At 60.8% G+C, this 26,088-nt stretch carries 23 protein-coding genes, 1 tRNA gene and 1 pseudogene; 14 read left to right on the forward strand and 11 right to left on the reverse strand.

The features are described from left to right. Positions 1-152 precede the first annotated feature (152 nt). Positions 153-572: a hypothetical protein gene (locus VF629_RS21425; RefSeq protein WP_331060551.1), complete on the reverse strand. Its 420-nt coding sequence runs from the start codon at positions 570-572 to the stop codon at positions 153-155. 252 nt (positions 573-824) lie between these two features. Between VF629_RS21425 and VF629_RS21430 the strand changes: the two genes are divergently transcribed. Both VF629_RS21430 and VF629_RS21435 read left to right on the forward strand, forming a co-directional pair. Then, a complete protein-coding gene (locus tag VF629_RS21430; protein ID WP_331060552.1) occupies positions 825-2,405 on the forward strand; it encodes an amino acid permease in 1,581 nt (526 codons plus the stop codon). 109 nt (positions 2,406-2,514) lie between these two features. Next, positions 2,515-3,003, forward strand: coding sequence for a hypothetical protein (locus tag VF629_RS21435; protein WP_331060553.1), 489 nt, complete (start codon positions 2,515-2,517; stop codon positions 3,001-3,003). Between the two features lie 164 nt (positions 3,004-3,167). Here the strand turns inward: VF629_RS21435 and VF629_RS21440 are convergent, their stop codons facing one another. Further along, positions 3,168-3,377 carry a DUF2945 domain-containing protein gene (locus VF629_RS21440; RefSeq protein WP_331060554.1) on the reverse strand — a complete coding sequence of 70 codons (210 nt, stop codon included), beginning with the start codon at positions 3,375-3,377 and terminating at the stop codon, positions 3,168-3,170. 176 nt (positions 3,378-3,553) lie between these two features. Here VF629_RS21440 and VF629_RS21445 point away from each other — a divergent pair, with 176 nt between their 5' ends. From VF629_RS21445 to VF629_RS21475, 7 genes are all read left to right on the forward strand, one after another. Next, positions 3,554-6,661 (forward strand): amidohydrolase family protein, encoded by a 3,108-nt coding sequence (locus VF629_RS21445; protein WP_331060555.1) that lies wholly within the window; start codon positions 3,554-3,556, stop codon positions 6,659-6,661. Between the two features lie 83 nt (positions 6,662-6,744). Next, the gene (locus VF629_RS21450) at positions 6,745-8,046 is read left to right on the forward strand and encodes an amidohydrolase family protein (protein ID WP_331060556.1); all 1,302 of its coding nucleotides are present in this window, start codon (positions 6,745-6,747) and stop codon (positions 8,044-8,046) included. A gap of 222 nt (positions 8,047-8,268) precedes the next feature. Further along, positions 8,269-10,251 (forward strand): RICIN domain-containing protein, encoded by a 1,983-nt coding sequence (locus tag VF629_RS21455; protein WP_331060557.1) that lies wholly within the window; start codon positions 8,269-8,271, stop codon positions 10,249-10,251. A gap of 973 nt (positions 10,252-11,224) precedes the next feature. Then, a complete protein-coding gene (locus VF629_RS21460) occupies positions 11,225-13,942 on the forward strand; it encodes an RICIN domain-containing protein (protein WP_331060575.1) in 2,718 nt (905 codons plus the stop codon). 281 nt (positions 13,943-14,223) lie between these two features. Next, entirely contained in the window at positions 14,224-15,111 is an 888-nt protein-coding gene (locus VF629_RS21465; RefSeq protein WP_331060558.1) for a DUF6929 family protein, read from the forward strand. 184 nt (positions 15,112-15,295) lie between these two features. Further along, on the forward strand, positions 15,296-15,724 hold the full coding sequence (locus VF629_RS21470) for a hypothetical protein (RefSeq protein ID WP_331060559.1): 429 nt from the start codon (positions 15,296-15,298) through the stop codon (positions 15,722-15,724). 184 nt (positions 15,725-15,908) lie between these two features. Further along, positions 15,909-16,976: a cobalamin B12-binding domain-containing protein gene (locus tag VF629_RS21475; RefSeq protein WP_331060560.1), complete on the forward strand. Its 1,068-nt coding sequence runs from the start codon at positions 15,909-15,911 to the stop codon at positions 16,974-16,976. A gap of 41 nt (positions 16,977-17,017) precedes the next feature. Here the strand turns inward: VF629_RS21475 and VF629_RS21480 are convergent, their stop codons facing one another. Then, on the reverse strand, positions 17,018-18,121 hold the full coding sequence (locus VF629_RS21480; protein ID WP_331060561.1) for a lactonase family protein: 1,104 nt from the start codon (positions 18,119-18,121) through the stop codon (positions 17,018-17,020). Positions 18,122-18,602: 481 nt separating this feature from the next. After that, on the reverse strand, positions 18,603-18,914 hold the full coding sequence (locus VF629_RS21485; protein WP_331060562.1) for a hypothetical protein: 312 nt from the start codon (positions 18,912-18,914) through the stop codon (positions 18,603-18,605). On the opposite strand from VF629_RS21485, the gene VF629_RS21490 reads away from it, so the two are divergent. Both VF629_RS21490 and VF629_RS21495 read left to right on the forward strand, forming a co-directional pair. Then, positions 18,909-19,106, forward strand: coding sequence for a hypothetical protein (locus VF629_RS21490; protein ID WP_331060563.1), 198 nt, complete (start codon positions 18,909-18,911; stop codon positions 19,104-19,106). The two genes, VF629_RS21485 and VF629_RS21490, sit on opposite strands and share 6 nt — an antisense overlap. A gap of 89 nt (positions 19,107-19,195) precedes the next feature. Next, entirely contained in the window at positions 19,196-19,486 is a 291-nt protein-coding gene (locus VF629_RS21495) for a hypothetical protein (RefSeq protein WP_331060564.1), read from the forward strand. A 61-nt stretch (positions 19,487-19,547) separates the two neighbouring features. On the opposite strand, the gene VF629_RS21500 is transcribed toward VF629_RS21495, so the two are convergent. From VF629_RS21500 to VF629_RS21525, 6 genes are all read right to left on the reverse strand, one after another. After that, positions 19,548-20,690, reverse strand: coding sequence for an HNH endonuclease signature motif containing protein (locus VF629_RS21500; protein WP_331060565.1), 1,143 nt, complete (start codon positions 20,688-20,690; stop codon positions 19,548-19,550). A 24-nt stretch (positions 20,691-20,714) separates the two neighbouring features. Continuing rightward, complete coding sequence (locus VF629_RS21505; RefSeq protein ID WP_331060566.1) at positions 20,715-20,882, reverse strand: tyrosine-type recombinase/integrase; 168 nt, start codon at positions 20,880-20,882, stop codon at positions 20,715-20,717. After that, complete coding sequence (locus VF629_RS21510) at positions 20,813-21,955, reverse strand: site-specific integrase (protein WP_331060567.1); 1,143 nt, start codon at positions 21,953-21,955, stop codon at positions 20,813-20,815. The genes VF629_RS21505 and VF629_RS21510 overlap by 70 nt, the downstream gene beginning before the upstream one ends. A gap of 104 nt (positions 21,956-22,059) precedes the next feature. Next, a tRNA-Leu gene (locus VF629_RS21515) sits at positions 22,060-22,141 on the reverse strand. A gap of 39 nt (positions 22,142-22,180) precedes the next feature. Next, positions 22,181-22,720: an iron-sulfur cluster co-chaperone HscB C-terminal domain-containing protein gene (locus tag VF629_RS21520; RefSeq protein WP_331060568.1), complete on the reverse strand. Its 540-nt coding sequence runs from the start codon at positions 22,718-22,720 to the stop codon at positions 22,181-22,183. A 32-nt stretch (positions 22,721-22,752) separates the two neighbouring features. Then, positions 22,753-23,040 (reverse strand): putative quinol monooxygenase, encoded by a 288-nt coding sequence (locus VF629_RS21525; protein WP_331060569.1) that lies wholly within the window; start codon positions 23,038-23,040, stop codon positions 22,753-22,755. A 99-nt stretch (positions 23,041-23,139) separates the two neighbouring features. On the opposite strand from VF629_RS21525, the pseudogene VF629_RS21530 reads away from it, so the two are divergent. After that, positions 23,140-23,517: pseudogene (locus tag VF629_RS21530) on the forward strand (alpha/beta hydrolase fold domain-containing protein); the annotation flags it as partial. A gap of 218 nt (positions 23,518-23,735) precedes the next feature. After that, positions 23,736-23,948 carry a hypothetical protein gene (locus VF629_RS21535; protein WP_331060570.1) on the forward strand — a complete coding sequence of 71 codons (213 nt, stop codon included), beginning with the start codon at positions 23,736-23,738 and terminating at the stop codon, positions 23,946-23,948. A gap of 66 nt (positions 23,949-24,014) precedes the next feature. Here VF629_RS21535 and VF629_RS21540 read toward each other — a convergent pair whose 3' ends face one another. Beyond that, positions 24,015-24,785 (reverse strand): SAM-dependent chlorinase/fluorinase, encoded by a 771-nt coding sequence (locus VF629_RS21540; protein WP_331060571.1) that lies wholly within the window; start codon positions 24,783-24,785, stop codon positions 24,015-24,017. 126 nt (positions 24,786-24,911) lie between these two features. On the opposite strand from VF629_RS21540, the gene VF629_RS21545 reads away from it, so the two are divergent. Continuing rightward, positions 24,912-26,009, forward strand: coding sequence for a PhoH family protein (locus tag VF629_RS21545; protein ID WP_331060572.1), 1,098 nt, complete (start codon positions 24,912-24,914; stop codon positions 26,007-26,009). The last annotated feature ends 79 nt before the right edge of the window (positions 26,010-26,088 follow it).

Genomic DNA, 26,088 nt, shown 5'->3' on the forward strand with positions numbered 1-26,088 from the left:
AAGAAAATAAAGGGAAGTGAAGCAAGGAAGGGTACGGGTGGTTTTGCACGCTTGCCAACGCATTTGCAAGCCCTGTGCCAAGTGTTGGATGGAAGCGCGCGAAGGGGGCAGGCATTGATGAGCGGGCGCTTTCTGCAGACGAACGGCCCGGATTAATTCCGGGCCCGTATGCCCTGGCCGTTGGCGCGGCGCTCGCGCAGCTTGTCGCGCTGGTCGTCTTTCAGTTGGTCGAATTTGGTGAATTGCTCGGGCGTGAGCACGGCCCGGATTTGCTCAGTGTACTTGGCTTGGCTGGCTTTCAGCTCCTGGCCCAGACCCTGACGGCCGCCGGCCTGAGCCTTGTCGCGCAGGGCCTGCATGTCCTGGCGTTGGGCCAGCAAGATGGGCTCCAGCTTGGCCTGCTGGTCGGCGGTGAGGCCGAGTTCTTTGGTCAGGTACTGGGCGCGGCGCGCGGCCTGCTGGTCGGGCGACTTCTGCGCGGTGGCGGCCGGGCCGGCGCTGGCCGGGGCTTGGGCAAAGCCGGTGCTGGCGGTGGTGGCCAGTGCGGCGAGGAGGAAGAGAACGGTTTTCATGTTGCAGCAATAAAGTGAGGGAAAACACGGGCTTGGATGCGGCCAAACCGTGGAGGTTTAACCGGGCCAGGGCAACCGTGCGCTGGGGGCACCGCCTGTCGCACAGGCCCGAAAACCGCATCGGGGCGAATTTGCTGCCTATATTTCGGGCCCGTCGCTGCCGTAGTGCGTATTTTTCACCCTCATTGCGCAAGTTGGGGTTGGTTAACCGTCCCTTTTATTTCACACTTCTTCCTTCTTTACACCTAACACATGGCAAGTATTTTCGCCAAAAAACCCCTGGCCGTGCTCTTGGGCGAGGCCAACTCCTCCGGGCACGGCGCGCTGAAGCGCACGCTGGGCGCCGGCAACCTCGTGGCCCTGGGCGTGGGCGCCATCATCGGCGCGGGCCTGTTTGTGCGCACGGCCGCGGCTGCGGCCCAGGCATCGGGGCCGGGCGTCACGCTGGCCTTCATCCTGGCCGCGTTTGGTTGCGTGTTCGCCGGGCTTTGTTACGCCGAGTTTGCGGCCATGATTCCGATTGCCGGCTCGGCCTACACGTACGCCTACACCACGATGGGCGAGTTTGTGGCTTGGATTATCGGCTGGGCCCTGATTATGGAATATGCCCTGGGCGCGGCCACCGTGAGCATTGCCTGGAGCGAGTATTTGAATAAGCTGCTGGAGGTTTTTGGGACGAGTATACCGTATAATCTCAGCCATTCGCCCTTCGAGCACGCCGTTATCAACGGGGTGGAGCAGCACGGCCTCATCAATCTGCCGGCCCTGCTCATCATCGTGATGCTGAGTTTGTTGCTGGTGAAAGGCACGCAGGAATCGGCCCTGTTCAACGCCGTGATTGTGGTGCTCAAAACCCTGATTGTGGTGGTGTTCATCGCTGTGGGCTGGCAGTTCATTAACCCGGCCAACCACACGCCCTATCTCATTCCGGCCGACGCCGTGGTGAAAAACAGCGCAGGCGAAGTGGTGCGCACCTACGAAGGCTTTTTCAAGCACGGCTGGGGCGGCATCATCGGCGGGGCGGGCATTGTGTTCTTCGCCTTCATCGGCTTCGACGCCGTGAGCACCGCCGCGCAGGAAGCTAAAAACCCCAAGCGCGACATGCCTATTGGCATCCTCGGCTCGCTGGCCATTTGTACGGTGCTCTACATCCTGTTTGGGCACGTGCTGACGGGCGTGGCCAACTGGCAGGAGTTTGCCGACCCGGCCAAAGGCGGCGAGGCCTCGGTGGCTTACGCCATCCGGGCGCACATGCCCGGCTACGAGTGGCTGGCCACGGGCGTGACGGTGGGCATCCTGCTCGGCTTCACGTCGGTGATTGTGGTGATGCTCATGGGCCAGAGCCGGGTGTTCTTCTCCATGGCCAAAGACGGCCTCATGCCCAATGCCTTCTCCGAGTTGCACCCGCGCTTCAACACGCCCTACAAGTCCAACCTGATGCTGATGGTGTTCGTGGGCCTGTTTGCGGCCTTCGTGCCCGGCTCGTTGGCCGGCGACCTCACCTCGTTTGGTACGCTGCTGGCCTTTGTGCTGGTGAGCATCGGCGTGTGGGTGATGCGCAAGTCTGACCCCGCCCAGCCCCGGCCGTTCCGCGCGCCGCTCTCGTCGCCCAGCTTCCCACTCGTGCCCATCATGGGCGCCGTGGTGTGCACACTGCTGATTGTGGGCCTCGACGCCTTCACCCTGCAAGTGGCCATGGGCTGGATGCTGCTCGGCTTCATCGTGTACTTCATCTACGGCCGCAGCAACTCCAAGCTGCAGCAAGGCATCGTGGTGGTGCCCACCGAGATGGAGGAAGCCGCGTTCATCACGCCGGACAAAGACAACCTGTAGACTAAGCGGGCCTGTTGGCCTTGCTGGTTCATAAAAAGGCCCTGCGGTAAACACCGGAGGGCCTTTTTTATGAGGTACATTTAGAGGCAGCAACCCGGCAACTACTACCATGAAGAAGAAGCGTAAACGGGGAGTATTTCGCGGGCTTTGGCTGGTGGTTGCGCTCAGTGCCGGCCTGGCGGGCTGTTGCGGCAGCATCAACTGCGATTGTGATGTGACCTCGGCCGGTGATGTCGTTGTAGCGTTCGACCGGGACAGCCTGCAAAGCGGCTTTCGTACCGCCGAAATCAAAGGTGCTTACATCGTGCGCTACGCCCGCCCCGACTTTTCGGCCCCTTTGGATACGGCCCGCTCGTTGCTGGCCAGCAGCAATGGCTACAGCAGCTACGTGAGTTTGCAACTGCTGAACTGGAGCACCAGACCGATGACACCGCCTGCCGCTACGGGCAAGTTAGTCGACTATAACTACCGCGTTTTGTTGCCCAGCGCCAGCCGGACTTACGACATCAGCAATCTGGAGGTAACCACTGGGGTCGGCGACGGCTGTTGTGCCTGCCCCTTCAACAAGCGGCGGCGCTTCGTGCTCAATGACAACTAGCGGGGTTTTTGACCCTTTGGGCGATTTAGCAGAAGCGGCGGCGCTTCGTGCTCAATGGCAACCCGGTAATCGCCGAAGGCAGCGCGGCAGTAACCACGTTGCGCCGCTAACTAAGAATTTTGAAGCAAGAAAGCAGCGCTGCCACTACAGGCGCCAAGACACGGCTACTTCGCCGCTTTCACTTCGCTCTGTAGCTTGAGCACCTTGTCGCCGTTCTCTTGCACGATGACGAGGGCGGGGTCTTCGGCCGAGCCGTTGCGGTGAATCTCGGAGCCTTTGATGGTGCGGGAAATGGCTTCTTTGTGCACGGACTCAATCTTGCCGGTGGCCGTGCCGGTGCCGTATTTCCAGGTGACTTTGGTGCCTTTGCGCATGGGAATTTGAATGAGTAAGTGGAAGAATAAGCAATCTGAACAACGCGCCGCAGGATTATTACTTCCAATCGGGCTGAACCGTTGCCGGGCGGGATGCGCGGCGCCTACATTTGATAAAAAAACAGGAATAAGTAGCGCAATCCCATTGGATTCACGGCTCAACTCCTTGCTTCATTATGGAGAAACTTTACTTGAGGGTGCCGCTGGTGGCGTTGATGGGACTGGGGGCCGTGGCAGCGCACGCGCAGTCGGGTACGTTTCCGCGCAACGGCGTGAATGACCAGCGCCCGGGCGTTTTTGCGTTCACCCACGCCACGCTTTTCACCGATTATAAAACCCAAATCAACGACGGCACGCTGCTGATTCGGGACGGGAAAGTGGTGGCCGCGGGGCCGGCGTCTGCCGTAAAAATCCCGGCCGGCGCGGTGGTGCAGGACGTGCGCGGCAAGTTCATCTACCCCGGTTTTGTGGACGTGTACACCAGCTACGGCGTGCCCGAAACCAAGGCGGCCGAGCGCCAGTTTCGCCGCGTGCCACCGCAGTTCGAAAGCCAGAAAACCGGCGCTTACAACTGGAACCAGGCCATTCACCCCGAAGTGAACGCGGCCGAGCAGTTCAAAATCAACAACGACCAAGCCACGGCCTACCGGGCCCTCGGCTTCGGGGCGGTGCTCACGCAGCAGGCCGATGGCATCATGCGCGGCACGGCGGCCCTGGTCAGCCTCAACACCAACCGGCGCGAAAGCGAGGTGGTGCTGCTCGAGCAAGCGGCCACGGGCCTCTCCTTCGACAAAGGCACCAGCACGCAGGATTATCCCGGCTCGCTGATGGGCAGCATTGCGCTGCTGCGCCAAACCTACCTCGACGCGCAGTGGAGCCAGCGCAACCCGCGCCGCGAGCGCAACCTCTCGCTGCAGGCCCTAACCCAGCAAAAGGCCCTGCCCGCCATCTTCCAGGTCAGCGACAAGCTCTCAGCGCTGCGGGCTGACAAGCTAGGCGACGAGGCTGGGCAGCAGTACATCATCAAGGGGCGCGGCGACGAATACCAGCGCCTCGACGACCTGAAAAAGACGGGCGCTACGTTTGTGCTGCCCCTCAACTACCCCGATGCCTATGATGTGGAGGACGTGTACGACGCCCTGCGCATCCCCATCGAAGACCTGAAGCATTGGGAACTGGCCCCGGCCAACCCCGCCAAGCTGAGCCAAGCCGGCGTGCCGTTTGCCCTCACGGCGGCCGACTTGAAGGACAAAAAGAAGTTTGTGCCCAACCTGCGCAAGGCCATGCAATACGGCCTGAGCGAAACCGCCGCCCTGCGCGCCCTCACCGAAACGCCCGCCCGCATGCTGCGCGCCCAAGACCGGGTAGGGGCGTTACGGCCGGGCATGGAGGCCAATTTCATCGTGTGCTCGGCCCGCTTTCTGGCCGAAGACAACGTGCTACTCGACAACTGGGTGCAGGGCGAGCGGTACCAACTCAGCACCGTTCCGGCCGACTACCGTGGCGTGTACAGCTTCAAACTGGGCCAGCAGCCGGAGGGCAGCCTGCTCATTCAGGGCAAGCCCGAGGCCCCGGAGCTGAAAATTGTGCCCACGCCCGGCGACACCATCCGCGGCAACGTGACGGTGTCGAGCGACCTGGCCACACTCATTTTCAACCCCAAAGACAAGCAGAAGTCGCGCGGCAAAAACGCGGCCAGCGCTGGCCAGCCCGCTACCGGCCCCGATGGCTCGGTTCGCTTGAGCGGCTACTATACCCAAGAAGGCCGCGTGTTTCAAGGCGATGGACTGCTGGCCGATGGCACGCCGGTGAAATGGCGCGCGGCGCGTCAGGAGCAGGCCACACAGGCCGCCAAGCGCGACTCAGCCAAAGCCACGCCACCGCCGGTGCTGGGCGCCGTGACGTTCCCGTTTGCAGCCTATGGCCGAGCAGCTATGCCGGACCAACTGCCCACCCTTATCAAAAATACCACCGTGTGGACCAGCGAAGCCGCCGGCAAGCTCGAGAACACCGACGTGCTGCTGGTAAACGGAAAAATTTCGAAAATTGGCAAGAACTTGGCCCAGCCAAAGGGCGGCCGCACCATCGACGGGACGGGCAAGCACCTGTCGCCGGGCATCATTGACGAGCATTCGCACATTGCCGTGGCGGGGGGCGTGAACGAAGGCACCCAGGCCGTGACCAGCGAGGTGCGCGTGGGCGACGTGGTGGACAACGAAGACGTGGGCATTTACCGGGACCTGGCCGGTGGGGTGGTGGCCGCGCAGCTGCTGCACGGCTCGGCCAACCCCATCGGGGGGCAGTCGGCGCTGATAAAAATGCGCTGGGGCGCCACGCCCGAGGCCATGCAAATTGCGGGCGCGCCGGGCTTTATCAAGTTTGCGCTAGGCGAAAACGTGAAGCAGAGCAACTGGGGCGAGTTGAACGTGCTGCGTTTTCCGCAGACGCGCATGGGCACCGAGCAAGTGTTTGTGGATGCTTTCACCCGCGCCAAGGAATATGAAAAGCAGATGGCAGGCTACAACAAGCTCGGCAAAGGCAAACGGAGCAAAACTGAAGGCCCGCGCCGCGACCTGGAGCTGGATGCCTTGGTCGAAATCCTGAACCGCCAGCGCTACATCACCTGCCACAGCTACGTGCAAAGCGAAATCAACATGCTGCTGAACGTGGCCGACCGGCTGGGCTTCAAGGTGAACACCTTCACCCACATTCTGGAAGGCTACAAGGTGTCGGACAAGATGAAAGCCCACGGCGCCAACGCCAGCACGTTCTCGGACTGGTGGGCCTACAAGAATGAGGTGCGCGACGCGATACCTTATAATGCCGCCATCATGACGCGGGCCGGCTTGAACGTAGCCATCAACTCCGACGATGCCGAAATGAGCCGCCGCCTCAACCAAGAAGCAGCCAAAACCGTGAAGTACGGCGGCCTGACCGAGGAAGAAGCCATGCGCCTAATCACCATCAACCCGGCCAAGATGCTGCACCTCGACGCGCGCATGGGTTCCATTAAAGAAGGTAAGGACGCCGACGTGGTGCTCTGGAACGACAACCCGCTCAGCATCTATGCCAAGCCGGAGTACACCTTCGTGGACGGCCGCGAGATGTTCAGCCTCGCCGCCGACGCCAAGTTGCGGGCCGACATCCAGAAGGAGCGGCAGCGGCTGGTGCAAGCCATGCTGCTGGCCAAAAAAGGCGGCGCGCCCACGCAGTCGGCCCCCAGCAAGCCACAAGGCTTGTGGCACTGCGACACCCTTGGCCAAGAAAAAGAACTAGCCGAGTAGCGCGGACTTTTAGTCCGCGAGCCACCCACCCACGCGCGGACTGAAAGGTCGCGCTGCACCGTAGCAATACACCGACCAGCACCATGAGCTTTAAATTCCTTTTATTAGTTGGCCTGTTGCCCTGCGCCGCCCTGGCCCAGGTGCCCACGCCGGCCCCGGCCCAAGCTAAACCGGTGCTCATTACCGGCGCCACGCTGCACGTGGGCAACGGCACGGTAGTGCCCAATGCCACCGTTGCTTTCGACAAAGGCCGGCTGACCTACGCCGGCCCCGCGTCCGGTTTCACGCAGGACCGCGCCGGTTTTGAGGCCATCGATGCCGCGGGGCAGCACCTGTACCCCGGCCTGATAGTGCCCAACACTACCCTGGGCCTCACCGAAGTAGAGTCCATTCGGGCCACGGTGGACGAGCAGGAGGTGGGCCCGCTGAACCCCAACGTGCGCGCCCTCATTGCCTACAATACCGACTCCGACATCTTGCCCACCGTGCGCACCAACGGCGTGCTGCTGGCCCAACCCACGCCGCGCGGCGGCTTGCTGTCGGGCCAAAGCAGCGTGGTGCAGCTCGACGCCTGGAACTGGCAGGACGCCGTGGTGCGCGCCGACGAAGGCCAGCACCTCACCTGGCCCCCAATGGTGTTTCGGGTGAACCCCAACGAAGACGCCGCGGCCCTCGACCGTCGCCAAAAAGCCCGCGAAGCCCAACTGCGCGACCTGGAGCAGCTATTCGGCGAAGCCAGCGCCTACCGCAAGCTGCCCGCAGGCCGCAGCGAAAACCTGCGCCTGACTTCCCTGGCCGGCATTTTCGACGGCAGCAAAACGTTGTACCTGCACGCCGACTACGGCAAGGAAATCATCGAAGCCGTGCGCTTTGCCCGCCGCATGGGTGTGCAAAAGCTGGCCGTGGTGGGTGCCCGAGACGCCTGGATGGCGCTGGATTTCCTGAAGCAAAACGACGTGAGCGTGGTGGTGTCCCGCATTCACGCCCTGCCCCGGCGCGACGCCGACGACTACGACCAGCCCTACAAGCTGCCCGCGCAGCTGCAGGCCGCCGGCGTCCGCTTCTGCTTGGATTACCAAGGTGACCAGGAAACGGCGGGCTCGCGCAACCTCGCCTTTGTAGCCGGTACGGCGGTGGCCTTTGGCCTCACCAAGGAGCAAGCCCTGACCGCCGTGACGCTTACCACAGCCCAAATTATGGGCATCGACAAAGACTATGGCACCCTGGAAGCCGGCAAGAGCGCCACGCTGGTGCTCAGCAAAGGCGACTTGCTCGACATGCGCACCAACGCCGTGTCGCGGGCCTTCATTGATGGCCGCAGCATTTCGCTGGAAAGCAAGCAGACCTATCTGGAGAAAAAATTCCGCGGCAAATATGGCCTGTAGGCAGGTCGTAGGGGCGAAGGCCGAGGCCGGGCAACCATTGGGCTGAGTGTCAGGGCCGCCGGCCCAATAAGCCCGGTGGCTTGGCTTTGCGCCGGGCCGGGCAGTAAACCCACTTTGTGTTTCCCGCCGTTCTTTTGCGTCGTTCACCCATGCGCGCCGCTTGGCGGCGCGCCCCCGCTAATGTTTCGATTACTGCTGCTAGTACTGCTTCCGCTGTTTTCCTTGGCACAATCACCGTTCGTGCCGGATGAGCGCGCCTATTATGGATTGATAGACCGCGGCAGTGGGCGCTGCCTCGACGTGGCCGGTGCCAGCACGGCCAGCGGCGCGCCGGCCGTGCAGTGGGAGTTCACCCACGCCAATAGCCAGCAGTGGCGCTTTGTGCCGCTGCGCGCCGGCAGCGAGTACTACCGCATCGAGGCGCGCCACAGCGGGCAGTGCCTCACCGTGAGCAAAGCCGGTGAGAACATGGCCTTGGTGCAGCGCCCCTTCCAGGGCGGTGCCGAGCAGCAGTGGAAGCTCGTGCCGGCCGGCCCGCTCGGCAGCTACCAGCTCGAAAACAAAAGCGAAGCCCGTTGCGCCGCCCTGGCCAGCGCCGACAAATTCAACGGTACGCCCGTGCTGGCCCAGAAAAACAACGGCCGCGCCAGCCAGCAGTGGCGCCTGTTCCCGTTGCGGCTGAACGTGCTGGAAGGCCCGTCGCCCTTCGGCCCGCCGCAGGTGCTGGGCGGCTCTGTCAATACTGCCGGCAATGAATTGCATCCCCTCATCAGCCCCGACGGCAACTCCCTGTACTTCGCACGCACCAAATTTGCGGGCAACACCGAGGGCAACACCGAGTCGGGCGACGCGTGGATAAGCCGGAGCGCCGACAAAGGCCAGACCTGGGGTCCCCCCACGCGCCTCGATGCCATCAACACGGGCCAGAACAACGAAGTGATAGCAGCCGTGGGCCAAGACGGCGGTACCTTATATATACGCGGCACCTACGATGCACAAGGCTTCCGCGACGAGAGCATCAGCCGAGTCACGCAGGCGGCCGGTACCAGCGGCTCGGTCAAAGGAGTGAAGCCCGAGCCGGTGCGCGTGAGCAACTTCTATACCGCCGTGCCGGGCGCCGGTTATTTCCTAAGCAACGACGGCAAAATCCTGCTGCTCTCCCTGGAACGCGGCGACGCCGAGGGTGGCAACGACATTTACCTGAGCCGCCCCGACGGCAGCGGCGGCTTCACCGAGCCCAAAAGCCTGGGCCCGGTGCTGAACTCGCCCGGCTTCGACTTTTCTCCCTGGCTCGCTGCAGATGGCAAAACGCTGTATTTTGCTTCCTACGGCCACATGGGCTATGGTTCGGCCGACATCTTCGTGAGCCAGCGCCTCGACGAGAGTTGGACCCGGTGGAGCGTGCCGCGCAACCTGGGCCCGGCCCTGAATGGGCCCGGCTTTAACGCATTTCTTTCGTTGGCGCCGGACGGCAAAACGGCCTATTTCTCGTCTTCGTCCACGCCCAACGGCACCAAAGACCTGTACCGCACGGGTCGCGCTGTGCCCGCCGACTCGCTCCCCGCGCCGGCAGTAGCCGCCTTCGACCCTTCGGTGCGGGCTTTTGTGAGCGGGCGCGTGCTCGACGCCCGCACCAAGCAGCCCGTGCCCGGTGCCATCGTAAAAGCCAACCTGCTGGCTAACGCCGCGGGCGTGCAGTTCAACGCCACCAGCAAGGCCGACAATACCGGCGGCTACCAACTGTCGCTGCTGCCCGGCAAATACTACCTCACGGCAAACGGCGGCGGCTTTCTCACGATAGGGGATACCCTGGTGGCGGCCGGCTCGCCCCGCCGCGACCTGCTGCTGCTGCCCGCCGCGGTTGGCGCCAAGCTCGACCTGCCCACCATCATCTTCGCGCAGGGCAAAGCTGGCCTGCTGGGGTCGTCCTACACCGAGCTCAACCGCCTGGCCATTGCCCTACAAGCCAGCCCGAGCACGGAAATCCGCCTCGAAGGCCACACCGACAACGTGGGCCCCGCCGACAAAAACCAACAACTCTCCGAAGACCGGGTAGCCGAAGTGAAGCGTTACCTCGTGGGGCGCGGCGTCAACGAAAACCGCATCACCACGGTGGGCTTTGGCGGTTCCAAACCCAAGTTCTCCAACGAGCGCGAGGAAACGCGCCGCCTGAACCGCCGGGTTGAGCTAGTAATTGTGAAGTAGGTCCCGGCAGTCGCCAACCGGCGGCTTCGTACGCCCCGATAGTTTTACCAGGATTTCCAGGAGGGTTGGTAGCGGCAACTTGCGTGCGAGTATGGGCTCCGTTCCTTTTGACCGAGCCCGCGAGGCAGTGTTTACTGCGTCTCTAAGCGGGGGCTGTTGGCGCGCGCACAGCTTCTATGGTCCGCCAAGCTGTGCACCATTGAACGCTAGCCGAAAGTCACACGCTCAAAGTGGCACGGGACCTATGAGTAACGGCTAATAACAGCGCCGCTAAGAGTGGCCGTGAAGACAAAAATTAATATCATTTAATATTAAGTTATAGAATTATGTATATTCTAATGGGTTAAATCCACATTTTTGATAGACTACGCCGGTCTGACGGTTTACCGGCCCGCCAAGCGGTGCTATTCTACTGTGATTATGTGGCAAAATGTCATCTCAATAAAAGGAAATAACGTGAATAGGCGAGTTGTGTTCCAAAAACTGGACTATGGGCCTGTCAGGGGAGATTTTGGCAATGCGAGGCAGTTATGTTGGGAAGAAGATGAGCGGGAGATGAATTGGAAAAGTACAATAAAAAAAACGGGTAATGGGAACGTTGTTCCGGTAATACACATATTATGGTAATGGAATAAACTATTTCTAAAACGATTGCAGAAGTATGATTATTTTTATGATGTGTAAAATTTTGTCATTAGCGAAAATTAATTTTTCTCAAAACGCAACCTTTTAAACGCGTTTTAAACCGTTTTGAGCGCGTTTTTAGAGGTTATTCTGCCAGGTGGCCCACAATGCCCCGTTAATTAATTTTTGGGGTGATTGTGAAATATCAAAGGTCGTCGCTAAGTTTGTGAAAGAAGGCTGGACGATAAAACACAAAAAACTCGTCAGTTGACACGTCTTCAAGAATACAATTTTTTTCAATATTATGATAAACCTATTCACACATGCCGGGCGTTTTGCCGCTGCGGGAATGCTACTGGCCTCTGGACCGGTATGGGGACAGTTTAATCCTAATGCGTATTACCGCATAGTTTCCCAATCAAGCGGTAAATGTCTTGACATCAATGGTGCTTCGACCCAAGCCGGAGAGGTGGCGTTGCAATGGGATTATTTTGGTCAGACGAACCAGCAGTGGCGAATTGTAGACGCGGGCAACGGGTACGTTACCCTCGCCGCACGCCACAGCGGCCAGTTGCTGGACGTGGGCGGTGCCTCCACCCAAAACAACGCGCAGGTACTGCAGTGGCCCAGCCACGGCGGCGATAACCAGCGTTGGCTCATCAAAGCGTTGCCCGGCGGCGGCTACACCATCGCGGCCAAGCACAGCGGGTTGCTGCTGCAGGTAGCCAATGGCTCAACGGCCAACGGTGCCCTAGTACAGCAGGGCTTTCCTCAGGCCTGCGCCAGCACGGCTCAAGCCTCCAGTGCCCAGGCTTCCAGTGCAGCCCGCATGGCTGCCAGCCAAGGCACCGCAGCGCCCGAAGTTGCGCGGTTGACCACCTACCCCAACCCGGCCAGTGATTACGTCACCGTGCTGCTGCCCAACGGCACTCGCCCCACCGAAGCGGTGGTACTGTACGACGGCTTGGGCCGCGTAGTGCCCCATCAGCCCCTCGATGCAGCCGGCCGCTTGGACGTAAAAAAGCTGCCCGCTGGCACCTACACCGTGGCCGTGGGCCAGGGCGCCAAGCAACTCCGCCAGCGTATGCTGGTTTCTCGCGAGGGCACGGCCACCGGCGCCCCCACCACGTCTGCCCTGGGCAGCGCGGTCACTCCCAAGACCGTTTCAGCGTCGGCAACCGTTGCTGACGCTTGCTCGCAAGGCTGGCGAATTGAGGAAGTAGGAGCGGCCCCGGCCCCCGCGCCGGCGCCAGTACCCGCTCCGACTCCAGCGCCAACTCCTGCTCCTGCTCCCGCGCCAACTCCTGCTCCTGCTCCTGCGCCCACGCCGGCTCCCGCCCCGGCCCCAACTCCGGCCCCTACGTTGGACCTGGCGGCTTACCGCCAGTTGGCCCAGAACTATTCGCTGGCTCCCGGCATGACCTACCGCTACGGCAATCCGAGCACGGCGGGCAACGGCGGTATACCGACCCAATACATGCCGCCGAGCCGCCGTTTCGACAACCATGGCAACGGCAATGGCTGGGATTATCAGCTTGGCACGCAAGACCGCACGAAAAACGACTATGCCACCAACCAGGCGCAGGTGCTGTACGTGGCCGACAACGTTGGCGGGGTAGGTGTTGACGTAATTCAGCAGGTATTGATGGGCGAGGGAACCTACAGCGAAAGCCCGCAACTGCCCTGGGTGTACTACGGTGGCGGCAGCCCCGACGTGGACGCGCCCCGGCACGCCTTGGCAAACGGTGGCCCCCTGAAGCAGCCCACGGCCATTGGCCGCGGCTACGGTTATTTCCAGTGGGCTTCCAATGACTTGGTGGCGTTCCAAAACGGCCTGATTGCGGCTTTCGGCACCAACACCAGCATGGGCGACGTGTCGCTGAAATTGCCCTCCAACAAAGTGCCAACCGCTGTGGCCGTTACGAGCAACAACGAATTTGCGTTGGTGACGGTGTGGGACACCGACGCGCTCAAAGGCCAGGTGGCCGTGATTGCGCTCGGTACCGGCAACCGCTTCTGGGGCGACTGGTCGGCGGTGTATCCCGGCTTGCGCAACTATGGCCTGTTCACCTTCATGAAGTTGCTGGGCTACGTAGACCTGCCCGGCGTAACCCAGCCCACCGAGATTTCGGCTTCTACCGACTTCTCCGCCTCCATGGATGCCTTCCAGGGCTGGATGATGTCGCCGGACGGCCGCAACGGTCGTTACACCAAAGAACAGTTGGTGCTGACCAACGAAACCAACCGCCAAAGCTTCGTTAACGGCTCCAACAAAGACCGGTATTCCAAGTCAGGCTTTGCTGTCATCATCAGCAAAGCCGAAAAGAAGGCGGTGTTCCTGGACCTGAAACCCTTGTTCGACCAGGTGCGCACTATGTATTTCACTACGCGCAGCAACTTCGACCAAACCCAGAACCTGGGCCAGCAGCCCGGCCAGTGGCCCTTCGCCTTCTCTGTGACGCCGAACGCGGCGCCGGTAGTAGCCAAAACCGTTACCTTGAACGACGCCCCTACGGCCGTGCGCACCAGCTTGGAGCAAGGAGTCAACCAAGCCTATGTGGCCACCGAAGACGGCACGCTGCGCTTGTTTAGCGTGGGCGGTTACGGCACCGCTGCCGGCGGTACGCCTTCGGCCATTGCCGAGGTAGGCAGCGTGAACGTGGGCAACAACCCTACCAGCATTGCCTACGTGAAAGACAAAAGCTGGGGCAATCCCAGCACCATCGGCAACCAGTTGATGGTGGCTGTGCGGGGCGAGCGCGCCGTGAAGTGGGTGCAGCTGCGAGGAAACTCGGCCAGCGTGTTCAAAACCCTGCGCGATTCTCGCATGGTCGACCCAGTGTGGATTGAGGACAACGACGCCCACGGCACCGAGGCTTCCATCGTGACCGTGTCGGACTACGCGGGCAAGCAAGTTATAAACTACCGCTACGGGCCCATCATTTTCCACACCAACGGAGGCGCTCGCTACGATATGGGTGCCGATGGCCGGGCCGAGTTCGAGTGCGGCGGGGTGTACAAAGTGTCCGGCAAACCGTTCCAGCTCTCCGGCAACAACGTGCCGTAACGCTCCCGGGATGATTCCCAACCGAAAGGGCCGTGGTGGCTTCGCAATGCGCGAGGCGGCCACGGCCCTTTCCGTTGCAGGACCCGATGGGGAGCCTCCGACCTCTACTCTAATAACTATGACTTGAATGGTGTAGTGTAGCGTGAAAGTCCGCCGCTCCGCTTCAGGCGAAGAATGCTCGTAAAGGCTCACGGACGACCGCCGACCGGTGTAATCATTCGTATCGACCTTTGCGGCCGGGCTGCAGCCGCCACCAGTTGCCTTCGCGCGCCTTACTTCATATGATTGCTACCATCCGCTCGGAAACCGCGTTGCCGGCCCTGCCCTCGGCGTCGGGAATTGAAATAATCGGGCCGGTGGCCTACGTCATCAGCGACGACGCGCCGTTTGTGTACCTGCTCGACGCCACCACGCTGGCGGCCCTGGCGCAGGTGCGGCTGTTCGAAACCGCCGAGTTCGGAACCGGCCGCATTCCCAAAACCTCCAAGCCCGACATCGAAGCCCTCACGGCCCTTACCTGGCCAACCGGCCAGGCGGGGGTGCTGGCGCTGGGGTCGGGGAGCACGCCGGCTCGGGAGCGGGGGTGGTTTTTGCCCATCTCGGGTGGGGCGCCGCAGGAGGTAGCGCTGGGGCCGCTGTACGCGCTGCTGCGCCCTTTGCTGCCGCAGGGGGCCGGATTCAACGTCGAGGCGGCGGCCACCACCGCCACGGAGCTGCTGCTCTTTCAGCGCACGGTGGGGGTTGCGAACGGGGCCGTGCTGTTCCGGCTGCCCCTGGTGGCGACGCTGCAGTTCCTGACCGGTCGCGGCGCGGCGCCAACGTCGCCCAAGGCCCAGCCGTTTTCACTTCCCCAGCTGGAAGGGCGGCCGGCGGGCTTTTCGGGGGCTGCGTTCGTCGAAGGGCAATTGTTTGTCACGGCTTCGGTGGAGGACACGGCCGATGCCGTGCTCGACGGCGCGGTGCTGGGCTCCTACGTCGGGCTGGTGAACCTGGCCGCCCAAACCGCCACGTTTGCCCGGCTGGCCTGGGCCGATGGCCGGGCGTACCACGGCAAAGTGGAGGGCCTGGCCGTGCGCCGCACCCTGAGCGCGGGGCACTGGGAGCTGCTGCTCGTCACCGACGACGACGCGGGGGGCAGTACGGCCGTGGTTGCCGAAGTAACCCAATAAAAAGTGGTACTAACAACGTAAGACAGCGCTGGGCGCCAATGCCGCTTGCCCTCAAGCGGTGCTCGCGAGCCACGGGCCAGGTTGGCCGGTTGCGCAGTCCGAAACAGCGCGGCCTTTGGCACCAACGTGCGGGAGTGGCGCGTAATTTTGTGTGCGGCAGTCGTTCTGCATTTCTCGTTTCTCCATGAATTCGCTGCCCCGTCCCCAGGAAACGCTCTATTTTCAGAGCGCCGCTGGCAAGCTCTACCACCATCCGGCCGGCTACGTGCGCCTGGCCTGGAGCGCCGAGCGACTCCCGCTCGAAACCATTCAGGCGTTTTACGAGCAGGTGCTGGCCCTGCTGCTCAATTCGGGCTCTCGTAAAATATTGTCGGAGCACGGCCAACGCGCCCCCCTGTCGGGGCCGGCGCAGCAATGGCTCACCGAAAACTGGATTCCGCGGGCCATGGCGAAAGCCCGGACCCATCACTGCGCCATTGTGGAAGGGGCCAATCCCTTGCATCGCCTTTCCACTCAATCCATCGTTTCGGTGGCGCCCGCCGCGTTCGTCTTCAAGCGGTTTGCTGACCTTGAGGAAGCGGCGGCCTGGCTGTTGCAAGTCGCCGTCAGATAAGGCCGTGGCCCGGTAAGTAAGCAGCAAACGGCCCCGGCTTAGCCGCCCGCGTGAGCGGCGTTGTATAATTAGGCAAAGGATTTTTTGTGTTGACCGGGTCTGGCAACGAATCAAACCCGGTTCATTCCCCGTTATGGGGCGGTAACACATAATTGGCGGCTGTTCCGCGGCCGCACCTTTTGCTTTGTCCATTACGAATACGCTGCGCGAGCAGATTGCCCAACGGCTCTACCAGGATTTGGGAGCTTTGTCGGAGGCCGCAGCCAAGCAACTAAGCTCAACCTTGGGCGTGCCAGTCGATGACGGCCCGCCATTCGACCCAATCGACCACCTTCAACAGCACCTGCTGGCCCTGTCCAATGCCGTGCTCATGAACAGCCCGGCCCTGTTCGAGGCCTACGCCCTGCAGCAGAGCCAGCAGATTGGCTCCGAGAGCGCCCTCGAGCAGCTGGGGGCCTTGCGCCAGGCGCTGCTGCTGCGAATGAGCGTGGGGGAGTACGTCGTGACGGGCAGCATCATCAGCTCCGGCATCAACGCCCTAGCAGCCCCGGTGCCGGCCTCCGCCATTCCGGCGGCAGAGGCCGCGTCGCCCGAAGCCGAGCGGTTTGCGGCCCTGTTCACCGAATACCTGGAGTTGCTGTTGGCTTCCGACCGCACCGCGGCCCAGCGCCTACTGCTGGCCGAAGCCGAAGCCGGCACCGACGTGCGCGACCTCTACCTGCACGTGCTGCAGCCCGCCCAGCGCGAAGTGGGCAACCGCTGGCACAACGGCGAAATCAGCGTGGCCGAAGAGCATTATTGCACCGCGGCCACGGCGGGCGTCATGGCCCAACTGCAGCCGTATTTCCAGCGCACGCCGCGCAACGGGCGGCGCTTGCTGGCCGCCTGCGTGGCCGGCGACCTCCACACCATCGGCCTGCAAATGGTGGCCGACTTTCTGGAGTACGAGGGCTGGGACGTGAGCTACCTCGGCGCCAGCACGCCCCTCGACAGCATCCGCCGCATGATAGCCGACCACGGCGTCGAATTGCTGCTGACGGCGGCTTCCATGCCCCACCACGTCCCGCTGCTGCGCGAACTGGTGGCCGCCCTTCGCCGCGACCCGGCCACCAAGCACGTGCGGGTGGTGGTGGGCGGGCGGCCTTTCGTCTACGACGCCGACTTGTGGGAGCGCACCGGCGCCGACGCCTGGGCCGCCAGCGCCGACGAAGCCGTGGTGGTGGTGCGGGACCTATTCAGCGACCCAAAGTAGCTGCGATTGCTGTGGCTGCTGTGGCTTGAGTATCGGCTGGGCTACTTGGTAAAGTCGTCCACCACCTGTAAGAACATGGGCGACGGCACTTCCGTGGTTTGCTGGGCCGCCGTAAGCAAGCCCGTTTGCTGGTCTACCCGAAACACCACCACGTTGTTGGAATTCTGATTGGCCACCAAGAGCAGTTTGCCCGAAGGCGTAAGGGCAAAATTGCGGGGCGTGTTTCCCTGCGTGCTCATGTGCTGCAGGGGCGCCAGCGTGCCATTGGACGTGTCAATGGCGTACACCGCAATGCTGTTGTGTCCCCGGTTGGAGGCGTAGAGAAACAAGCCGTCGGGCGACACGTGGATGTCGGCGCACGAGTTGGCGCCCTCGAACCCGGTGGGCAGGGCCGACACCGTTTGCAGCTCCTTAAACCGACCGGCCGCGGCGTCATACGCCAGCGCCGTCACGGTCGAGTTGAGCTCATTAATCAGATAAGCCACCCGGCCGTTGGGGTGAAAAGTGAGGTGGCGGGGCCCAGCGCCCGGCTTCGTCACAAAGGCTGGCTCGGCCATGGCCTTGAGTTGGCCTTGGCCGGCGGCCAGCTGGTAGCCGTACACCTTGTCCGTACCGAGGTCCACGGCAAAGGCATATTTGTTGGCCGGGTCGGGGAGGAGGCAGTGGGCGTGCGGGCCGTTTTGGTTTTTGTGCGGGCCCGTGCCCTGGTGTTGGTTGGTGGCGCTGGGCGGCGCCAGCTTGCCATCGGCCGCCACGGGCAGCAGGGCCACGTTGCCGCCCATGTAATTGGCAACCATTGCCGCTTTCCCAGCCCGGTCGAGGCTGATGTAGCAAGGCGAAGCGCCCGTCGAAGGTTGCTGGTTCAGGAGTTTCAAATCGCCGGTGCGTGGGTCCACCGCAAACGCGCTAACGCCCCCGCTGGCAGCGCCCTGAAAAGTCTGGGTCTCGTTTACCGCGTACAGGAAGCGCCGGCTCGCCGGCATGGCCAAATACGTCGGGTTCGGCCCCCCGCGTTGGGCGCTGACGCGCGTCAGGGCGCCGGTAGCGGCCGAAAGCCGGTACAGAAAGATGGTGCTTTCCTGGGCGTCGCCGCCCACGTTGGTGCCGACATACACCAAAGAATCTCGCTCTTTTTGACTACTCACGGGACGGGTGCAACTGGTCAACAAGGTGATTAAAACCAAACCTATTCCGCAGGCAGGCAGCAATAGGCGGCAGGGGGCAGCGTGGGCCATCAATCTTTTCAGTAAAGGATGAGCCCCAAAGGTGCAAAATTCCAGGGATTGATAGGGCCAAACAAGCAAAAAGCCTCTGAATCCGATTCCGTAGCCGAAATCAAGTTCAGAGGCAATTGGGTGCGGCTTTAAACCAATGTTGTAGAAATACCGATTACATAAGGCCCATTGAAGACGGACTGGCTTGAATAAAACCGCCTGTTCGTTTGGTTGCGGCCACCAACAACTTAGCAGCTGTTTGCATTAGCAACAACTACGCTTTTTGCGGTAGAGACGCAACATGTTGCGTCTCGTCGTTGAACGATGACGTTCTAACTACATGCTACCGGCGCAGACGACGAGACGCAAGATGTTGCGTCTCTACCTCGTGCGAGCTAACTCAAACTGCTTCTTAGCCATTGAAGTAACTTCCTTGGTTGAGGTCGGCTAGCAGGGTGGGCTGAGCAGGGTGCCAGCCAAGCTGCTGCTGCGTGAGCACACTGGAAGCCGGGCTGTTGAGGCCGAGGAAATAGGCCAGCCAACCGAAATGCCCGGCAGCTTGCTCGGGCGCTACCGACACGACCGGCAGGTTCAGGTGCCGGCCAATGACCTCGGCAATATCGCGAACCGGCACGCCTTCCTCGGCGCTGCCGTGATACCGGGAGCCCGCCACCCCGCGTTCCAACACCAAGCGAAAGAGGCGCGCGGCGTCGAGGCGATGCACCGCGGGCCCAAAGCCGGGCTGGCCCGCACCAAGGCGAAGGGCACCGTCCTCGGCCGCAAAGCCGTCGACCCCAAAATCATCGAGCAGATTGAGCTGCTCAGCCAAGCCGGCCAGAGTGAGCGGAAGATTGCCGACCAGCTGGGCATTAGCAAAGGCGTGGTGGGCAAGTACAAGCTGCCGGCAGCCGGGTAGTTTTTCTGTCCTTCGCATCGAGCAGGAGGGAAGTGAGTTTCGGGGCCTGATTCAAATGGCTCAGTGCCCAACTCATTCCCCCTCTTTTTATGAAGAAGACCCTTTACAGCATCCTCGGCATGGCTTCGGCCTTATTGCTGGCCGGCGGTGCTACCCAATCCGCGGCCACCACGGCCCCAGTGAGCAGCGAGCAAACCGCCCAGTCGGCCGACTCAACCTCACGCACTCCAAAGCAGGACTCGCCCCAGGCCACTAGCCGCAACAGCCAGGCCCGGGCACAGGTCAATGCCATGAGTTTCGGCGGCGGTCGCCACTTCAGCGATTCGGCCCGGCCGCGCCGCGTGAAGTATGGCAAAAGCCGCTGGATTGTGTTAGCCTAGTGGCTTATAAAAACTATCCTTTAGAAAAGCCCTGTTTCAAATGTGAAGCGGGGCTTTTCACTTATAACGGATATTCTGCGAGGCCTTTCCAATCATCAATGTGGTAAAAGGCGTATTGCCGTAACCAGTGGCGGAACCACAAGAATGGGTGAACCTCTTCGGCCGTTAGCGAACTGACCGAGTGAACAGGCCGGGTAGGAGGAAAGGAATTATCTACTTCTAGTATGTATCCATTTAATGCCGCTTTGATGCCACCTATTGAAAATGTTTCAATGAATAAAAAATAACGGGAGGCAGGGGCAATGTTCAAGCGTTGGGACATAAATCGCCACCGTGTGCCGCGGATTTGAACCTGAACACTGAGCTGACCTTCAGGAGTTGTCCATACCGTAATTTCCCGTTCCTCTTCCGGCGCATGAAAACGCTGAAGCAGCCGGGGCTTTTCGTGAGGCCACCCTCCTTTCGTGAGTCCTTGAACGGTAATGCTGCAATCAGGCAGAGTGGGCGGGAGCTTCGGAAGGGGAATGTGAAATCCTACCTCACAGCGCGAAACAGTTGTGGTGCGAATTTTCATGCCACCCCAGGAAAGAAGTGCTGGATGGATTAACAATTCCCGGCCAGCCAAGTAGCTTCTGCTCAAAACATTTAGTATGCCGTCCTCCTGCCAAATACTAAAGGAATGGTTGGGGTCACTTTTGTCCACAATGTCAATCCTTCCGTCATCAGAAATGAGCCTGAATCCGGCGGGCGTGCATATGCGGTTGTCGGACATCCACAGAAACAGATTTCCATCTTCGTCATATAATCGGGCAGAAAAAAGCACTTCCCCGTCGGACGCAACCTTATAGGAGAGGATGGAATCATCTCCCACCTGAATGAGAATTGGCGTCTCAACGAAAGTGTTGCCTCCCAACCGTACAGCGGGTACCCGGGCTCCGAAAGGGAAGGAAAAGCTTTGCCTGTCTCCTTTCTGGTGGGTTGCTTGGCGGGCTCGAAGTTCAGCGTCGGTTATGCTGCCCTGATGTACCTGGCGGTGGCAGTTGGGGCAAAGAAGAATCAGATTTTCCGCGGTATGTTGGCCCCCTAAATACCAATGTTCGATATGGTGCTGGTCGGTAAGTCGAGTGCCGTCCCAGGCGCATTCGAGAAAATGCTTTGCCTTTACCGCTTTTTGAATGCGTTCAGGAATTTTAGGTCTACTCATAAAACGATTAATTCAAACAAAGCACTATACATCAAGGGCATCCATTCGGTCAATTTCGGCCTGCTTCATGCTCTCGTCCACGTGCACGTATTTCATGGTGGTGCTCAGCTTGGAGTGGCCCATCAGCTTTTGCAGCACGGCCACGTTGCCCCCGAACCGGATGAAGTTGGTGGCGAAGGTTTCCCAGCCCACGGGTAGTGCAGGTGCGTCTGGATGCCGAGCACCGCGGCCATTTCCTGTAGTTGCCGGTTGGTGTATTGGTCCGAGTAATTGAAAAATCCCTCGGTGCCGTTTTCGTCCTGGGCTTCTTGCAAGTAGCGCAAGGCCTTGCGGGTAAGCGGCAGCAGCAACTCCTTGCCCACCGAGTGCCGGCCCTTCTGCGTTTTGATGCGCATTTGCCGGTCCTGCAGCTTGGCCTGGCCGATGGCGTTGAGGTCGCCCAATCGCAGCGAGCTGGTACAGCTAAAGAGAAACTTCTGCAGAATGCGCCGGTGGGCGTGCCCGGGCGCGCACAGTTTATAATAAGCCTCCAGCTTGTCGAATTCGGCCGGCTGCAGCGGCTTCCAGCTGCTTTCGCCCTCGCGCACCGAGAAGTGTTCGTAGGGGTCCACGAAGGGAATCTTCTCGCGCTTCGCCAGGGCTAGGTACGTTTTCACATCCTTGTGTCGGCTCCAGCGGGTGTTCACGTCGCCGTAGCCTTTCCGCTTTAGCCAGGCCTCGAACTCCTCGCCAAACCGGTCAGTGAGGGAATTGAACGGAATCTTCTTGCGGAATTCGGCCAGCTTGTTAAACGTCGAGCGGTGGTTCTTCCACGTGGTTTTGGTGATTTCGCCGGTTTCGTAGCGCGCGTTGATGCGGCTGCTCAGGTAGGTGAGGAAGTCCACCTTGCTGCCACCGGTCTTGTATTCGAGTAGAAACTTGTCTTTGTCGAGCGTGACGCCGGCTAGGTGCCCGTCGGTGAAGACCTTGTTCGCGCGGCCCAGGGCCTGGCCGATGAGCAAGGTGTAGGCCACGGCCTGCTTTTCCCATTCGGCGCCAAAAACTTTTCGCACCGCGACCAGCGCCGCGGCATATTCCGGGCCCTGGTCGGCTTTCGGGCGCTTCGTTAAGCACTCGCCGTTCTCCTCGTCGACCAGCGCGGCCGGCCACGTGATGCCCAATGCAATAGGAATTACCTCCCGGTCGAGGACCACCTGCATGCGCACCTGGGTGGTGCCGTCGGCCCGCGCAGGGGGCCGCACCCGAATCTTAGCTGAGTTGCCCATGCGGCATTTGTAAGCAGTTTGTAAACATTTGTAAGCAAAAACGCCAGAAACGAGGCCCAACCCGGGGGTTGTATGGCTCATTTCTGGCGTTTGCTGTAAAAAAGTACCCGGAGCCGGAGTCGAACCGGCACACCTTGCGGTATTGGTGTTTGAGACCAACGCGTCTACCGGTTCCGCCATCCGGGCAGGATGAACTTCATTCAGAACAATTCCGCTCTGCCGGTATCAGGAGCGGGCTGCAAAGGTAGCAACTTGCTGCTGGATGCGCAACAAATACCGCTTTTTTAGATAGTAGGTGCGGATTTGTTGCAGCGCGGCCGGCCGGTGGTCGGCGGGGAGTTGCTCATAGCCAGCCAATACCGGCTGAATGCCAGCGTCGAGCGTGTCGGCAATGGCCTGGGCTTCGGCGGCTACTTGGGCTTGCACGGCGGCGTCGGGCGAGGTTTCCAGGTCCATCAACTGCTCGTTGAGGTCCATCATGTCCATTAAAAAATCGGGCGGCAGCTGTTCTTGTTTGCCTTCTTCCAGCAAGCCGTGCTGGCGCAGGAGGTAGGCCATGCGCAGGTCGGGGTCGGAGAGGGTGCGGTAGGCGTCGGTGTTGAGGGTGGCCTGGCGCAGCATCTCGGCCTGGTTTTCGGGCGCCGAGGTGGCGTGGAAGTCGGGGTGGGTTTCGCGGCTTTTGGCGTAGTAGAGCCGCTTGAGAGCGGCCTCGTCGGGCAAGAAAGACTCGGGGAGGCCGTAGAAGGCGAAATAATCGGGTGACATAAGCAGAAGCAAGTTCAAAAAGGACTATACGGCTACAACACCGGATTTACCGAAAAGGCCACGGGCGGTGCCGCAAACAGCCGCTTGGTGGCCGGCCACACTTCGCCGAAGAGGGCAGATTTTCGGTAGGCGTTGAGGGCGGCCACATCGGCCCAGTGGCTGTAGGTGCAGTACGTGTCGGGGAGGTCGGCGTCTTGCCAAAGTTCCAAGTGCTGGCAGCCCGGCTGCTGGCGAATTCGGTTTTTGGTGGCGTGAAACAGTTCAAGAAAAGCCGGCACTTCGGCGGGCCGGAAAGACATGCGAACTACGCGAATGAGCATGGGAGAAAGGGAGTAAGGTGTAAACTATTCTAATTGAAAAATGTACTATTCCAAATTGTTGACTTAAGCCGGACGTAAAGGTCTGCCACCACCACGCCTTCCTACCAAGCCAACACCGAAACCATGCCGCTGAACAAGGCCGGAATGGAGTGGTTTTTCAAGAACTACCTGCGCACCCCGGCCGATGGGCAAGACCGGCGCGTCAACCTGCTGGCGGCCAACTTGAAAGGCCTGCCGCCCACCACCGTCATCGCCGCCGGGTATGACCCGCTCACCAGCGAAGGCAAAGCGCTGGCTGACAAGAAAGCGCTGGCTGACAAGCTGGAAGCACCCGGCATAAAAGTCAATTACAAGAAGTACGACGGCACCACGCACGAATTATTCGGCATGGCCGCCGTGGTTCCTCAAGCACAGGAAGCCCAAACCGTGGCTGCCGATGACCTAAAAGGCGCGCTTAAACAGCGTTTGGCACGGTGACGCTACCCAAGAAGCTTCCGCCTAGTAGTAGGGCAGGAAGCTTTTTTGTTTTGGGGGAAAAACGAAGCGCGCGGGCGGACTTGGAGCGGTTCAGGCTGGAGTTGCTTGGATGGGTATTGCTGAGAATAAGCAACATAAAGCCAACCTCGACGCTGGACTGGTCGTAAGCACTACCGATACTCCTTCCTGTCTTCACACTTTACCAAAGCTTCTTTCCAATGAAATTCCTTCCTTTCCAGCCTACCACCAAAGCTTGGTTGTTGGCTCCGGCCCTCGCCTGTGGCCTGCTGCTGAGCAGCTGCAACAGCCAGCCTACCGCTACCGAAACCGATAAAACCGCCACCGTGGTGTCGAGCGACATGACCGAAACGTCGGATAGCGCCGCCACCACTGCCCCGGCTGCCGACAGCACCGGCACGGCACCTCAGTAAGTAGCTACCAAAGCACTTATTTAAATCGTAACAAAAAGCCCCTCCTGATTTAGGAGGGGCTTTTTGTTATTCCGTCGGGAAACGCACGTCAATCTGCGAATCGAAGTTAAGGCCCAGCAGCTCCGATGCATTGCCTTGGCAAATGCCCACGCACAGGCAACCCTGGCTGTTGAAGACCACCACGGCCTCGCCGGGAGGCGCAGCAGAGAAGTGGGGGTGAAGCTCGCGCACCACTTCACGGCCAAAGTGCACAGCAAAGCCCCGGCCGTGGCCCACGGCGTCGACAGCTGTGCGCGAAATGTTGGTTATCAGGTTGCCGTAGTGGTCCACGTGGGCCACGTGCCCCGTGATGCGGTGGTCCTGCAGCCGCACCTGGCGGTTGTTGAGCCGGTGAAATTCGGTGATGACGGGGCCGAGGCTGGTCAGGGGTTCGCCCTGGGCCAGGGCCACGGCGGCCGGCAGCAGCACGTCGCGGCTGGGCGAGGGCGTGATGGCGGCCGGCAAGGCCACCAGCTCCTCTGGTTCGCCGTTGCAGAGCAGGGCCAGGATGCCGTTGTCGCCGGCCACAAAATAATGCCCCTCGAAGCGGGCGGCGTGCCAGCCGGGCTCGGGGCCTGCGCCGTGGTCGTCGACGCCGACGAGGTGCACCGTGCCGGGCGGGAAATCCCGAAATACAGCTTGGAGAACGTGAACGGCGTGCGCGATGTTAAAGGGCTCGACGCCGTGGCTAATGTCTACGACCGGCGTCGCCGGGGCCAGTTGCAGAAGCCGCGCTTTCAGCGCCGCCACGTAATGGTCGCGGTAGCCAAAATCGGTTAGCAACGTTATCAAGGCCATGCCCGCGTTCGGTAGTTTTTCGTAGTATTGTTAGTCCGCTCGAACCGGGGCAAAAGTAGCCGGTTTGGGCGGAAAGGACCGTTTCTTTTGGCATTTCTTTCGCCTTTATTCCCCCTCTCTTCCCACTTGGTCGAAAAAATCATCACCCTCGAAAACATGTCTTTGGTCGATTTCCTCGGCCCCGACAACCAGAATATCCGCCAGTTAGCCGCGGCTTTTCCTGGCTCCAAAATCATCAGCCGCGGCAACGAAATAAAAATCCAGGGCCAGACGGAAGTCATTGCCCGCATCAACGATTTGCTCTCCTCGCTCATCGAGCACTACCACCAGTACGGCCAAATCACGGACAAAACCGTGAACCAATACCTCTCCGCTACCAGCGAGGAGGCTGAAGGCCGCGTACTGGCTGCTTCGCCCGACGTGCTCCTTTTCGGGGCCAAAGGCGGCGTCATCAAAGCCAAAACCCCCAACCAACAACGGCTGGTCGATACCGTGATGTCGCACGACCTCACCTTCACCCTGGGCCCGGCTGGCACCGGCAAAACCTACATTTCGGTGGCGCTGGCCGTGCGGGCCCTGAAGAATAAGGAGGTCAAGAAAATTATCATCTCGCGTCCCGTAGTGGAGGCCGGCGAAAGCCTGGGTTTCCTGCCCGGCGACATGAAGGAGAAGGTGGACCCCTACCTGCGCCCGATTTACGACGCCTTGGAAGACATGATTCCGGCTGAAAAGCTGAAATTCTACCAGGAAAACAAAATCATCGAAATAGCCCCGCTGGCTTACATGCGGGGCCGGACGCTGAACAACGCCTTCGTGCTGCTCGACGAAGCCCAGAACACCACGCCCTCGCAGCTGAAGATGTTCCTGACCCGCATGGGCCCCACGGCCCGCGTGATGGTGAACGGCGACCGCAGCCAGATTGACTTGCCTACTCGGCAGAAGTCGGGCCTGATGCAGGCGCTCGACATCCTGAAAAACGTGCCCGGCATCGGCTACGTCGAGATGACGTCGGAAGACGTGGTGCGCCACCGCCTGGTGAAGGAAATCGTGGAGGCCTACGACAAGTATGACAACGACGAAATGGTGCGCCAGGCCCAGCAAAGCGGCGCCAACGGCCTGCGCCGCGACGAGCGCCACGAGCGGCGCCTGCTCGAGTTGCAGCAGCAACAGGCCGAGTTGCCGGTGAGCACCGACCTGCCCGTGAACCACGAGCAGCCCCTGTAATGCATTTATAGCGCGTGTCATCTTCATCTGGCGTCCGCGCAGCGAAGGACCTTCTCACTTTGGAACGTCTTTCGTTCAG

The sequence above is a fragment of the Hymenobacter sp. genome, assembly GCF_036388155.1.
Classification (GTDB): domain Bacteria; phylum Bacteroidota; class Bacteroidia; order Cytophagales; family Hymenobacteraceae; genus Hymenobacter.